A 13,441-nucleotide genomic window follows, 5' to 3' on the forward strand; every position below is an offset into this window, starting at 1 on the left:
TATCATAGAAGAACCTTCCAAACATTATTTTACAGAAAAAGTTTCATACTCTCGCTTTATTAGAGAGCATTCACTCTTTTTCTGATATATGCTCTAGTGTTTGCGCTAGAATCCATTTCACATGATCGTCGCTTAATCGATAAAATATATTCTTTCCAGATCTTCTTGATTTAACCAAATGGGCGGAACGTAGTGACTTTAATTGATGTGAAATGGCTGATTCATTAAAATCCATTTTATATGCCAATTCACTTACACAAAGTTCGCCCTCCATTAAAAACCATAGTATTTTCATTCTGGTTAGATCGCCCATAGCTCGGTATAATTTAGTGAGTTGTTCTATTTCGATGCTGGATGGAATATTATTTTCTATTTTCAAATAATCACCTCTTTCCCCTATATATATTGACAATCTTTAAGTCAAGAACTATCATAAGATTGATAGTAGGAGGAGATATAATGTCACATTACAACTTACCTCATAATCACGGTCAAAGTATTGATCGTGTGTTAGAGAATATGCCAACTACTGAAAGTTTTCAAGAAGTGTCTATTCTTTTTCAGCAGCTTGGTGATGGGAGCCGGTTACGAATATTATGGCTTCTTTGTCATTGCGAGGAATGCGTTACTAATATTGCGGCAGCGTTGAATATGAGCAAACCTGCTGTGTCCCACCACCTAAGGACACTAAAGGATAATAAACTGATTGAAAGCAGGCGTGAAGGAAAGGAAGTGTACTATAAAATATCAAGTACAAATCAGGCGCATTTCCTTCATGAAGCTATAGATGCCATGTTTGAAATGTCTTGTCCCATAGAGTAGTGTAAATGCGCTGCATTTCAATAGTCGTATTGAAATGCAGCGCATTGTTTAAACATTGTTTTCTTATAGGTAGTTGGCATTATAGAGAATTGTTTAGTTTTAATTCTCTAATTATATTTTTTGACATTCATAGCGCGTATGGCATTAAGAATGGCAATAACAGATACACCTACATCAGCGAAAACAGCAGCCCACATAGAAGCATAACCGATAGCACCTAAAAACAATACGAGAAATTTTACTGCTAAAGCAAAAACAATATTCTCATGAGCTATACGAAGTGTTTTTCGGGCAATCTTTATTACAGTAGCAATTTTTGATGGTTCATCGGTCATTAATACTACATCAGCAGCCTCAATAGCGGCATCGGAACCAAGGCCGCCCATAGCAATTCCTACATCGGCTCTTGCCAGAACAGGGGCATCATTAATTCCGTCTCCAACAAATGCCAGACTGGTTTTATCATTTTTGCCTGACAAAAGACGTTCTACGCGTTCTACTTTGTCAGCAGGTAGCAATTCAGTATATGCATGATCAAGTCCAAGTTTTGATGCAACTTTTTGACCAACTGCGTCAGAGTCGCCTGTCAGCATGATTGTTTGACGAACTCCACAGCTTTTCAGTGAAGTTATTGCTTCCGCCGCATCAGGCTTGATTTCATCCTCGATAACGATATGTCCCCAATACTTATTATCAACGGCAATGTAAATCAGCGTGCCGACATCTGAAGTATAAGGAATAGTAATTCCTTCAAGTTCCATTAATTTTGTATTACCAGCAAATACTGATTGACCATCAATAATAGCATGAACACCATGTCCGGCAATTTCCTGAACATCTTGAATTCTGGATGAATCGATCACTTTGTTGTAAGCCTTCTTAATGGATTGTGATATTGGATGGTTCGAGTAATCTTCCGCATATGCGGCAATCTCAAGTAATTGATCTTTAGAAACACCTTCTGTACGAAGTTCTGTTACGGCAAAAGATCCTTTTGTTAATGTGCCCGTCTTATCAAATACTACGATTTCTGTGTTGGCTAGTATTTCCAAGTAATTGCTTCCCTTTACCAAGACACCACTCTTAGAGGCACCACCGATACCGCCAAAAAAGCTGAGTGGAATTGAAATAACTAATGCACACGGGCAGGAAATAACCAAAAATGTTAATGCACGATATATCCATGCCATAAATGGCTGACCGGTTATTAAGGGAGGTAAGATTGCTAAAGCAAGAGCACCAATAACAACAGCAGGTGTATAATACTTCGCAAATCTTGTTATAAAGTTCTCCGTTTTAGCTTTTTTATCACTGGCATTTTCCACTAAGTCAAGTATTTTGGATACGGTTGATTCTCCAAATTCTTTTGTGGTTCTGATATGCAGAATACCAGTTTGATTGATGCAACCGCTGATAACATCCATTCCGGCTTCTACGTCACGTGGCATAGATTCACCTGTAAGAGCAGAAGTGTCTAAAGTAGATGTTCCTTTAAGTATTGTTCCGTCTAAAGGAATTCTCTCGCCAGGTCGGACGATGATAATGTCGCCTACTTTGACCTCTTCTGGGTCCACTTGTTGCAGCTCTCCGTTTCGCTCTACATTTGCATAGTCAGGTCTTATATCCATAAGATTTGTAATAGATTTTCGGGATTTACTTACGGCATAGGATTGAAACCATTCACCAATTTGATAAAATAGCATAACCGCAACACCTTCTGAGTATTCTCCGAGAACAAGAGCGCCGACAGTTGCAATCGTCATTAAAAAGTTTTCATCAAAAATCTGTCCATGTGTAATATTTGTAATGGCTTTCCATACTATATCCCAACCAATAACGGCATAGCATAACAAATATAGTGTTAATTGAGGAATTCCTTCAAGTGGAAGAAATATGCCTGCAATATATATGACAGCCGCAATGATAATTCGGGTAAGTAATTTTTTTTGCCGTTTAGTCATTCATTTCCACTCCTTTCAATAAAAAATATCAGCTATGATTTAGTCTGACGTTCATTTTCATACCATAGCTCATTTGCCGTTTTTTCCCAATTTTCAGCATAAAGTTTGCATTTATCACATAGATGATCTACAGACTCAGGAGATTGCAGGTCAGTTGATTCTGCGCCTGACTGTTTAACCATTTTTCGTAGATATTCAGGATTTTCCAACATAGGGCATGGCCGGAGCATATTTTGGTTAAATGGCTGACCATTGTGATATGCCATAAATAGAGGACTTTTCAAGGCATCTAATAAGCTGCATTCATGAATATTTACATTTGAATAGTGAATGAATACGCAAGGTTCCACATCTCCTGCAGCGTTAATATGGAGATATCTTCGTCCACCTGCAATACATCCACCTACATATTCAGCATCATTCTGAAAATCCATACTGAATATAGGTTTAGTTTCTCTAAAACGCCGAATACGCTCATAAATAAGTTTTCGCTGTTCCGGTGTTGGCAGAAGTGCAGGTACTGCATCATTACCAACTGGCATGTAATGGAAAAACCATACAAACATTGCGCCTGCATCAATCAGCATATCAAAAAAGGCTTCGCTGGTAATATCTTGGTAGTTTGCACTGGTATAACAAGTTGAGATTCCAAAAGGTAAATTATGCTTTTTCAGCAATTTCATAGCATTTTGTACTTTGGTGAATACACCTTTACCTCTTCGGCCATCGTTGGCCCCCTCAAATCCTTCTAAGCTAATTGCCGGAACAAAGTTTTTTACCCTGATCATTTCTTTACAGAATTCTTCATCAATCAAAGTTCCGTTTGTGAACGAGAGAAATTCGCAATCTGGATGGCGTTCGCATAATGTTATTAAATCTTTTTTGCGAACCATAGGTTCACCGCCGGTATATATATACATATATGTACCGAGTTCCTTACCTTGCTGAATGATATTATCAATAGTGTCTAGGCTAAGGCTGAGCTTATGACCGTACTCTGCAGCCCAACATCCGGTACAATGCAGATTGCACGCAGATGTTGGGTCTAAGAGAATTGCCCACGGTACATTACAATTTTCACGCTGGGCAATTTCCTCCTGTATGGCGCTACCTTTTAAAGCTGAATTCATGATGAAATTCCGAAAGAAAGTTTTTCTGACGCCTTCATCCAACTGGTAAGTTTTTAAAATAAGTTGGTACCAATTGTTTTTTTCCGTTATTGCTTTACGAAACGCTGCTCTTTGACTCTCATACCACCCATCCGGCACTACTTTATCAATGAGATCCATAGCTTTTGGAATATTAATTTCAGGGTCTTTCTCCAAATAATGCAGTGTGGATGTCAAAGCGGTATTGAAAGCTGCATTTTTTACTGTATTTATAATGTTCATTTGTTTGTTCTCCATTGAACCGATTTACAATTTAACTGTTACGTCCGGTTCGATTTTCTTGATAAGATTTTTGGCTTCTGCAAAAATGGCATCGAATTTATCATCGGGAGCTTCGAGATCCATTTTCTGTTTGATGAAGCTTACAGATACATTAGTTACTCCGTCAATTTTTTTTACAGCATTTTCAATTTTGGTTGCGCAGTGTCCGCAATCCAGGTCAATAAGTTTAATGGTCTTTTTCATTATAAAGATCCCCTTTCTAAATATATTTTTTTGGTTAGACTAATGAATGATTAAATGATTGTTTAATCGTTCATGCGATTAGTATATGAATGATTTTTTTAGTAGTCAATAGTTTTGGAGCGGATACATCCTTTTGGAGCCAAAAACCTACGGAATGGATTGAAAAAAATGGGAAATTCCTTTTGGAGTCAAAAACCTACTTTGTGGAGCGGACAAAATAAGAAAGATACAGGTATAATATGAATCGGTCATGAGAATGGCCGGGTGTACACTATTATTTTTCGCAAGAGGTTTTTAGCATTTTCCCCAATGCTTTGGACCTCATTATTTATAAATTATGAGTACCCTACAGGGGAGGGGTGCAATATATTGAGAAAGAAGGGATAAAGTTGCAAAAGGAACAGTTCGATATAACAGGCATGACTTGTTCGGCCTGCTCTGCCCGTGTTGAAAAGAGTGTTTCAAAACTTCCGGGTATACAGGAGGTTGCAGTAAACTTGTTAAAAAACAGTATGGTTGCCTCTTATGATGAAACCGTTTTAAGTGCGGATGAAATCGTAAAAGCTGTGGAGAAGGCAGGATATGGGGCTTTTCCGCAGGCGTCAGGTAAATCTAAGAAGACTGAAAAAAATGTCGGAGATGACACAGCAAAAATTGAATATCAAAAAATGAAAAAACGTTTAGTTATTTCATTGGTGTTTGGAGGTTTACTTTTCTACATTTCAATGGGACATATGATGGGGTGGCCTTTGCCCCCAATCCTTACAGGAATGAAAAATGCAATGATTTTTGCTTTTACTCAGTTTTTGTTACTGCTTCCAATTGTATATGTGAATTTCCGATATTATAAAGTCGGTTTTAAAACGTTATTCCAAGGAGCACCTAATATGGATTCACTTATTGCTATAGGGTCCAGTGCTGCAATTGTATATGGAATATATGCCATATATAAGATCGGATATGGATTCGGGCATAGTGATATGCAAATGGTACATAACTTTATGATGGATTTGTACTTTGAGTCTGCAGGAATGATTCTAGCACTCATTACTCTTGGGAAGTTTTTTGAAGCACGTGCAAAAGGAAAGACTTCGGATGCGATAACAAAACTAATGAATTTGGCGCCTAAGACAGCTACAATTCTTAGAAATGGTATTGAATTGCAAATACCAGTAGAAGAAGTAAATCAAGGCGATATATTAATTGTTAAAAGTGGAGAGGCGATTCCGGTTGATGGTGAAATAATCGAGGGAACGGCTTCAATTGACGAATCAGCATTGACAGGAGAGAGTATTCCAGTAGAAAAACACGTAGATGATAAAGTAATTGGCGCTACTATTAACAAAGCGGGCTATTTCAAAATGAAAGCCACTAAAGTTGGGGATGATACGACTTTAGCACAGATTGTAAAGCTTGTTGATGAAGCGACAAGTTCCAAAGCTCCAATTGCAAAAATGGCTGACAAAGTAAGTGGAATTTTTGTGCCGGTTGTGATCACAATAGCGTTATTGGCAGTAGTAGTATGGCTGATAGCCGGACAAAGTTTTGAATTTGCTTTATCTATTGGAATTTCTGTTTTAGTTATTTCGTGCCCTTGCGCATTAGGACTTGCAACTCCTACTGCAATCATGGTGGGAACAGGTAAAGGCGCGACAAATGGAATTTTGCTGAAATCTGCAGAAGCACTTGAAACGGCACATAGTGTGGATACGGTTGTACTTGATAAAACAGGAACAATTACTCAGGGAAAGCCTACCGTAACAAATATTATCTGTTCAAATGGAGTAACAGAGAGAGAGTTAATCCAAATAGCAGCATCTTTGGAAAAGCTTTCAGAACATCCGTTGGCAGATGCGATTGTTGCAGAAGCTGACAAAAGAAATTTAAATTATCTGGGTGTAAGTGAGTTTAAACAGATTCCAGGACAGGGAATTACCGGAATTATTAATGGCTCGATTTGTCTTGCAGGCAATACACGGTTACTTGGTGCTAGTCATGTTGCTGGTGGTGCGCTTCAAAAAATTGGCGGAGAAATGGCCGAGCAGGGAATGACACCGTTATTTTTTGCGAAAGATCAAGAGTTGATTGGCATTATCGGTGTAGCCGATGTGGTTAAGCCCACAAGCCGACAGGCGATTGAAGAACTTAGAAATATGGGAATTGAGACTGTGATGTTGACCGGTGATAATACAAAAACAGCAACAGCAATTCAAAAGCAGGTAGGAGTAGACCGAATAGTTGCAGAAGTATTGCCTCAAGATAAGGAACGCGAAGTGCGTCAATTACAAGGCTCCGGAAAAAAAGTGGCAATGGTAGGAGATGGCATTAATGATGCACCTGCATTGGCAAGAGCGGACATTGGAATTGCAATTGGCGCAGGTACAGATGTTGCGATTGAATCGGCTGATATCGTGTTGATGAAAAGTGACCTTTTGGATGTTGTAACCGCCATTCAATTAAGTAAATCGGTAATCCGAAATATTAAACAAAATTTATTTTGGGCGTTCTTTTATAACACGATTGGAATTCCGATTGCAGCAGGATTGTTTTATTCAGGTTTTGGCTTGAAATTAAACCCTATGATCGGAGCATTTGCAATGAGCTTTAGTTCTGTTTTTGTTGTGACTAATGCATTAAGGTTAAGATTTTTTAAATCAAAACATATGACAGATACTGATTTATAAAGAAAAGGAGAAAAAATAAAATGAAAAAAACGATTAATATTGAAGGAATGGTATGTGGAAATTGTGTGATGCATGTTAAAAATGCGCTTATGGCTGTGAGCGGTGTAACAAATGTTGATGTGAGCCTTGAAAAAAAGACGGCAGAAGTTACGTTGGGAGTTGAAGTATCTGATGTAATTTTATCTGATGCAGTTGAAGAGGCTGGATATGAAGTAAAAAAAATACAGTGATAGTTGATTAAGTATAAAAATAGGTATATTTCAGGTATCTATGAAACATTTCCTGCTGTACGTAAGGAGGAATTATAAAGTGAAGGCTAAAAAAACGGATGTATCTCATAAACTGAAGGTTGCCCGTGGACAATTAGACGGCATATTAAAAATGGTTGATGAAAATAGATATTGTGTAGATATATCTAATCAGCTATTGGCTACGCAAGCGCTATTAAAAAGCGCAAATCAAGAAATTATGCAGGCACATATACGGAGTTGTGTTGCAGAAGCATTACAGACAGACAAGCCAAATCCTAAATTGGAAGAAGCATTAAGTTTATTGGAAAAAATGTCTAATTAGCATAAGGCTGAATGAACTCCAGGAAGCTTTTGGTCTCATAGGAAAAATTTGTCTACATTATGATGAGCATATTTTTCCTATGAGAGAAAAGTGTGCCTGGGGAAACGGTCATCATGGAAGCAGAATATGATTGTAAAACGAGCTGTTTATGAATTATTGAAAAAGATTTGATATTGGCTTGTTTGCTTGAACATAGATAGTATTGTATGAAACTAGAAAAAGAAGTTAATAGAACCATATCCAAACGAAATGGTTAAAAAGTTAGGAGAATATAAATATGCTAAAGTTAGAGCGATTATCCTTTGATGTGAAGGAGGAAAAAGGTACAAAGAAAATTTTGAGTAATATTAATCTTACGGTAGATGATGGAAAGTTTGTAGTAGTTACTGGGCCAAATGGAGGAGGTAAATCTACATTGGCAAAGCTGATTGCAGGTATTGAGAGTCCGGCATCCGGCTCTATTTTTATGGAAGGGCATGATATTACCGACATGAGTATTTCAGAACGTGCTAAAAATGGAATTAGTTTTGCATTCCAACAACCCGTCAGGTTCAAAGGGATTCGAGTGTTGGATTTGCTCCGAATGGCTTCTGGCAGAAACTTGTCATTTGGAGATGCCTGCGAATATTTATCTGAAGTAGGGTTATGTGCAAAGGATTATATAAATCGTGAGTTAAATGCGAGTCTTTCAGGAGGAGAATTAAAACGGATTGAAATTGCCATGGTACTTGCCAGAGGAACCAAGCTCTCTATTTTTGATGAACCAGAGGCAGGAATTGATTTGTGGAGTTTTCAAAACTTAATCCAGGTATTTGAACGAATGCGTGAGAGGAATAAAGGAAGAATAATTATTATAATTTCCCATCAGGAGAGAATTTTAAAAATTGCTGATGATATCGTAGTCATTTCAGAAGGAAAAATTATCAGAAAAGGAAGCAGGGATGAGGTTCTACCAGAACTTTTAGGGACTGTTTCTGCGGTGGATATGTGTAAAAAGTTTTATGAAGGAGGCAGGAGATAATGGATAAGATTCAGAAGAGATTATTAGAAGAGGTTGCAGATCTTCATGAAATTCCTGCGGGAGCTTATAATATCCGTGCCAATGGTCAAATGACAGCAAGAAATACAACAGCCAATATTAATATTGTTTCCAAAGAAGGAAAGAGTGGAATTGATATAAGAATTAAGCCGGGAACCAAGAAGGAAAGTGTACATATTCCCGTAATACTAAGCAAAAGTGGCTTTAAGGAAGTGGTCTATAATGACTTTTATATTGGTAACGATTGTGATGTGGTAATTGTTGCCGGATGTGGCATTCATAACAGTGGTGCGTTAGATTCCCAACACGATGGAATTCATCGCTTTTTTGTGGGAAGGAATGCTAAAGTTAAATACGTAGAAAAACATTATGGAACTGGGGAGGGATATGGAAAGCGTATTCTGAATCCTGTTACAGAGGTATATCAGGAAGAAGGAAGCTATGTGGAGATGGAAATGGTACAGATTAAAGGAGTGGATTCTACGATTCGTACTTCAAAAGCAGTGCTTTCGAAAGGTGCAAAGCTGGTAATTAAGGAACGGCTTATGACACATGGAAAACAGAAAGCAACCAGTATTTATGAAGTGGAATTAAAAGGGGAATTTTCCAATGCTGATGTCATTTCCCGTTCTGTTGCTAAAGATTATTCTAATCAGAGCTTCGAGGCCAATATTATAGGTGCGAATATATGTAACGGACATGCAGAATGTGATGCAATCATTATGGATCAAGCAAGGGTACTTTCTATCCCGAAATTGGATGCTAGGCATATGGATGCAATGCTTATTCATGAAGCAGCAATTGGCAAAATCGCCGGTGAGCAGTTAATAAAACTCATGACTTTGGGATTAACGGAAAAAGAGGCGGAAGAATGCATTGTAAACGGATTCTTGAAATAGATCCGATTGACAGGAAATGAATGTTTTGGGAAGTAGGGACGGCAGCGCGTTTTATATAGAACAAACAAATGATTTCTAAATGGAGCTGAAACCCTGCTAAACAGAGCGGACAAAACGCGATATGATTCGCTATAATAAAAATGGTTAGACTAAGCTAATTTATTTTTTGGAGGAATCAACAATGGAAAAAGCAATTGATACAAGAACAAAGTTATTGACCAAAAATCCATTTTCTCTCATGTTAGAATTAAGCATACCAGCAATCTTAGGTATGGTTGTTGTCGGGCTTTATAATATGATGGATTCAATTTTTATAGGACAGATGGTAGGGGCGGCTCAGATGGGCGCCGTATCGGTGTCTTATCCTTTTACACTCATCAATGCGGGTTCTGCGGCAATGTTAGGAGTTGGATCTGCTTCTGTGTTATCCAGGGCGATTGGAAAGAAAGATGAAGGGACAATCAAAAAGATTATGGGAAATCTGGTAGCAATGGTTATTTTGCTGTCTGTTATTTATACAATAATAGGTATGGTGTTTACCAGACAACTTCTTTCTTTGGCTGGAGCTAGTGATAACATTTTAAATTATGCGGAAAAATACTTGCGTATTGTCTTTGCAGGTTCCTTATTTGTAAACTTCTTTCAGAGTGCTAACATGGTCATTCGTGGAGAAGGGCAGCTTAAAAAGGCAATGAGTATTATTGCCAGCGGTGCCATTTTAAATATTATCCTTGATCCAATATTTATTACTATTTTGAAACCTTATGGTATGGGAATTGAAGCGGCAGCTTTTGCAACAATTCTTTCTCAATTTGTTCAGGCAGTTATTACGCTTTGGTATTTCAGGAAAAAAAGTCCAAATGTAAAGATTGGACGTATCCGTATTGATGGAGAGCTGCTTCCGCAGGTTCTTTCTGTAGGTGTATCGGCGCTGCTGATGCAGATTTTGACTTTGGTACAGCAGACGGTTATTTATCGAGTTGCAGCTAATTATGGTGGAGAAACTTCACAAATTCTTTTGGGTGCAGCACTTCGGTTCTGGAATTTCTCCTTTGTTCCACTTTGGGGAATTAGCCAAGGTTTTCAGCCGGCGGCAGGCACGAATTACGGTGCAAAGGATTATGACAGGGTAAAGACACTGACAAAGGTTTTTGTAATTGCTGCGACAGTATTATCTTTGATATTCTACATTCCGGCGGAACTGTTCCCGGCCAAAGTATTGTCCATGTTTATTACAACACCGGGCGTAGCAGCTTCGGGTGCTACAAATTTCCGTATTATGTTCAGTACATATGTTTTGCAGGGAAGTTTCATGATCGCTGTGACACTGTTCCAGTCTCTGGGTAAGGCGAATAAGGCGACATGGCTGGTTCTGTTCCGTCAGATTATTCTGTTTATTCCGCTTTGTGTGCTTCTGCCGATGATTGGTGGTATGGGAATTCGTGGTGTCTGGTTGGCAATTGCCTTGACGGATGCAATCCTTGTAGTGATTACTATTTCCATGATGATCTCTGAGTTTCGTAAAATGCCGTCAACTGTAATGGCAAAACGATAGGAGGGAAGTATATGTATCTTTGTGATGGGAAGATAGATAACAATTATAAAGTTACTGATATTGAATTGCCTACCAATATAGGAAAGCGCCTTGAAGCATTAGGAATGACCTGTGGTACTCCTGTCACTGTCTTAAATAGCAAAAACCATGGTGTCCTGATTGTAAAAGTTCGAGGAACGCGTTTCGCCCTTGGGCGCAATATCACAAAAAAAGTATTAGTGGGGTAAATTTCGATGAGTGAGAATTTGACAATAGGCTTCATCGGAAATCCAAACTGTGGGAAAACTACACTTTTCAATGCATATACCGGTGCAAATTTAAAAGTAGCAAATTGGCCAGGTGTTACCGTTGAAAAGGTGGAGGGAGCAATCAAGGATCATGACTTAAATATCCGCTTGGTTGATCTCCCCGGTACATACAGCCTGACTTCTTACACTATGGAGGAACAGGTGTCTCGACAGTTCATACTAAGTGATGAAGTCGATGTGATTATTGACGTTGCGGATGCTTCAGCATTGGAACGGAATCTATACTTAACTTTACAACTTTTGGAGTTGGGGAAGCCAGTTGTGTTGGCACTGAACATGATGGATATTGTGGAAAAACGTGGTATGGAGATTGATACGCACAGGCTGCCGGAATTGTTAGGTATCCCTGTGATTCCGGTTTCTGCCAGAAAGCGGACAGGGTTGGATGTGTTACTTCATGCTGCGGCACATCATAAAGACTGTAAAGACCCTGAATGCTTGATTCATCATCATAAATATATATCAAAACACAGACATAACCATCATGCAGAATATGCAATGGTATACAGTGATAACATTGAAGATAAGATTGACCTTATCATTGAGGAACTGAAACGGAAATATCCAGATTTAACCAATTATCGTTGGCACGCAATCAAGCTGTTGGAGCAGGATCAGGAGATTACGAAACGCTATTCCGTCAATCTTCCAACAGTGATTGATCGTAATTATGAATCGGATATCATTAACGAGAAGTATGATTTCATTCAGGAGATTATAAAAGAAGTACTGGTTAATAAAGATCGGCAGGACGCTCTGACGGAGAAAGCAGACAGGGCACTGACGCACCGAGTTTGGGGCATCCCGATTTTCCTTGGCATTATGGCAGTAGTATTCTTCTTGACTTTTACTATTGGGGACTGGATTAAGGGATATTTAGAGGTAGGAATTGAAAGTTTTTCTGCCTTGGTTAGTGATATGCTGGTCGCTACAGGAGTGAATGAAGTGCTATGTTCTCTGATTGTGGACGGAATCATTGCTGGGGTGGGAGGCATTTTGACTTTCCTGCCGAATATCTTCATTCTTTTTTTAGCTCTAGCTTTTCTGGAAGATAGCGGATATATGGCTCGTGTTGCTTATGTCATGGAAGGAATCATGAGTAAACTCGGACTATCTGGTAGAGCTTTCATACCTATGATTTTAGGGTTTGGGTGTACGGTTCCCGCAATTATGGCTTCCAGAACTTTAGAGAATAAGCATGATCGCTTTAAAGTAATGCTGATTACTCCGTTTATGAGCTGTAGCGCACGTTTACCAATTTATATACTGTTTGCGGAAATGTTCTTTAAAGAACGTGCAATGATAGTTGCATACTCCATGTATCTGATTGGCCTGGTGGTTGCTATTCTGGTAGCAGCAGTCATTCATCTGATTGACAAGAGAAAATCAGAAAATTACCTGTTGATTGAATTACCGGAATATAAAATCCCTAGTTCCCGAACCGTGGCAATATACGTATGGGAAAAAGTAAAAGATTATCTTACAAAAGCGGGTACTACGATTTTTGTTGCGTCTATTGCTATGTGGATACTCTTGAACTTTGGACCACATGGTTACACAACGGAAATGGTTGACAGTTTTGGAGCTGTTCTTGGACATTGGCTAGTACCTTTCTTTGAACCGATTGGGCTTGGTTACTGGCAGATTGCAGTGGCTTTAATCGCAGGTATTTCTGCAAAAGAAGTTGTGGTATCCAGTTGTGCAGTTTTATTTGGTATTCCCAATATTACTTCAGAAGCTGGTATGAACACTTTGGTAGGGATTCTCGGTACCGCAGGCTTCGGGCAGTTAAATGCATTCTGCTTGATGATTTTTTGTCTGCTCTATATACCATGTGCAGCAGCAATGGCAACAATCAAGAGAGAAGCAAGAAGTTGGAAGTGGATGTGTTTTTCAGCAGTATTTCAGCTTGCTGTTGCATGGGGAATGACTTTTATTATTTATCATATTGGGAGGATTGTATAGT

Annotated in this window: 11 protein-coding genes and 1 pseudogene; 8 read left to right on the plus strand and 4 right to left on the minus strand. The window is 38.7% G+C overall.

Annotated elements, in window-relative coordinates; translation table 11 throughout:
- Positions 1 to 70 precede the first annotated feature (70 nt).
- Positions 71 to 379, minus strand: coding sequence for an ArsR/SmtB family transcription factor (locus tag DWZ44_RS16405; protein ID WP_055039893.1), 309 nt, complete (start codon positions 377 to 379; stop codon positions 71 to 73).
- A gap of 80 nt (positions 380 to 459) precedes the next feature.
- Between DWZ44_RS16405 and DWZ44_RS16410 the strand changes: the two genes are divergently transcribed.
- Positions 460 to 822, plus strand: a complete 363-nt coding sequence (locus tag DWZ44_RS16410) for an ArsR/SmtB family transcription factor (RefSeq protein ID WP_015528478.1) — start codon at positions 460 to 462, stop codon at positions 820 to 822.
- 107 nt (positions 823 to 929) lie between these two features.
- Here DWZ44_RS16410 and DWZ44_RS16415 read toward each other — a convergent pair whose 3' ends face one another.
- Genes DWZ44_RS16415 through DWZ44_RS16425 form a run of 3 tightly spaced genes read right to left on the minus strand, consistent with a single transcriptional unit; the run spans position 930 to position 4,417 of the window.
- Positions 930 to 2,783, minus strand: coding sequence for a heavy metal translocating P-type ATPase (locus DWZ44_RS16415; RefSeq protein ID WP_055039892.1), 1,854 nt, complete (start codon positions 2,781 to 2,783; stop codon positions 930 to 932).
- A 32-nt stretch (positions 2,784 to 2,815) separates the two neighbouring features.
- Positions 2,816 to 4,174: a radical SAM protein gene (locus DWZ44_RS16420; protein ID WP_109273673.1), complete on the minus strand. Its 1,359-nt coding sequence runs from the start codon at positions 4,172 to 4,174 to the stop codon at positions 2,816 to 2,818.
- Positions 4,175 to 4,198: 24 nt separating this feature from the next.
- A complete protein-coding gene (locus tag DWZ44_RS16425; RefSeq protein WP_015528480.1) occupies positions 4,199 to 4,417 on the minus strand; it encodes a heavy-metal-associated domain-containing protein in 219 nt (72 codons plus the stop codon).
- A 389-nt stretch (positions 4,418 to 4,806) separates the two neighbouring features.
- Between DWZ44_RS16425 and DWZ44_RS16430 the strand changes: the two are divergent.
- From DWZ44_RS16430 to feoB, 7 genes and pseudogenes are all read left to right on the plus strand, one after another.
- Positions 4,807 to 7,331: pseudogene (locus DWZ44_RS16430) on the plus strand (heavy metal translocating P-type ATPase).
- Between the two features lie 79 nt (positions 7,332 to 7,410).
- Positions 7,411 to 7,674 (plus strand): metal-sensing transcriptional repressor, encoded by a 264-nt coding sequence (locus tag DWZ44_RS16440; RefSeq protein ID WP_055039891.1) that lies wholly within the window; start codon positions 7,411 to 7,413, stop codon positions 7,672 to 7,674.
- Between the two features lie 277 nt (positions 7,675 to 7,951).
- Positions 7,952 to 8,695, plus strand: a complete 744-nt coding sequence (locus tag DWZ44_RS16445) for an ABC transporter ATP-binding protein (RefSeq protein WP_117805351.1) — start codon at positions 7,952 to 7,954, stop codon at positions 8,693 to 8,695.
- The gene (locus DWZ44_RS16450) at positions 8,692 to 9,612 is read left to right on the plus strand and encodes a SufB/SufD family protein (protein ID WP_181974484.1); all 921 of its coding nucleotides are present in this window, start codon (positions 8,692 to 8,694) and stop codon (positions 9,610 to 9,612) included. The genes DWZ44_RS16445 and DWZ44_RS16450 overlap by 4 nt, the downstream gene beginning before the upstream one ends.
- A 181-nt stretch (positions 9,613 to 9,793) precedes the next feature.
- Positions 9,794 to 11,167: an MATE family efflux transporter gene (locus DWZ44_RS16455; protein WP_015528484.1), complete on the plus strand. Its 1,374-nt coding sequence runs from the start codon at positions 9,794 to 9,796 to the stop codon at positions 11,165 to 11,167.
- A gap of 11 nt (positions 11,168 to 11,178) precedes the next feature.
- Entirely contained in the window at positions 11,179 to 11,394 is a 216-nt protein-coding gene (locus DWZ44_RS16460) for a FeoA family protein (RefSeq protein WP_015528485.1), read from the plus strand.
- 6 nt (positions 11,395 to 11,400) lie between these two features.
- Positions 11,401 to 13,440, plus strand: coding sequence for a ferrous iron transport protein B (gene feoB / locus DWZ44_RS16465; protein ID WP_015528486.1), 2,040 nt, complete (start codon positions 11,401 to 11,403; stop codon positions 13,438 to 13,440).
- Position 13,441 lies beyond the last annotated feature (1 nt).

The sequence above is a fragment of the Blautia sp. AF32-4BH genome, assembly GCF_003460565.1.
Classification (GTDB): Bacteria; Bacillota; Clostridia; order Lachnospirales; family Lachnospiraceae; genus Fusicatenibacter; species Fusicatenibacter saccharivorans.

Bases quoted from the DNA above. Each gene is read 5' to 3' on its own strand.
- DWZ44_RS16410 (WP_015528478.1), top strand. From the start codon at position 460: ATGTCACATTACAACTTACCTCATAATCACGGTCAAAGTATTGATCGT.
- DWZ44_RS16415 (WP_055039892.1), bottom strand. From the start codon at position 2,783: ATGACTAAACGGCAAAAAAAATTACTTACCCGAATTATCATTGCGGCT.
- DWZ44_RS16420 (WP_109273673.1), bottom strand. From the start codon at position 4,174: ATGAACATTATAAATACAGTAAAAAATGCAGCTTTCAATACCGCTTTG.
- DWZ44_RS16425 (WP_015528480.1), bottom strand. From the start codon at position 4,417: ATGAAAAAGACCATTAAACTTATTGACCTGGATTGCGGACACTGCGCA.
- DWZ44_RS16445 (WP_117805351.1), top strand. From the start codon at position 7,952: ATGCTAAAGTTAGAGCGATTATCCTTTGATGTGAAGGAGGAAAAAGGT.
- DWZ44_RS16455 (WP_015528484.1), top strand. From the start codon at position 9,794: ATGGAAAAAGCAATTGATACAAGAACAAAGTTATTGACCAAAAATCCA.
- DWZ44_RS16460 (WP_015528485.1), top strand. From the start codon at position 11,179: ATGTATCTTTGTGATGGGAAGATAGATAACAATTATAAAGTTACTGAT.
- feoB (WP_015528486.1), top strand. From the start codon at position 11,401: ATGAGTGAGAATTTGACAATAGGCTTCATCGGAAATCCAAACTGTGGG.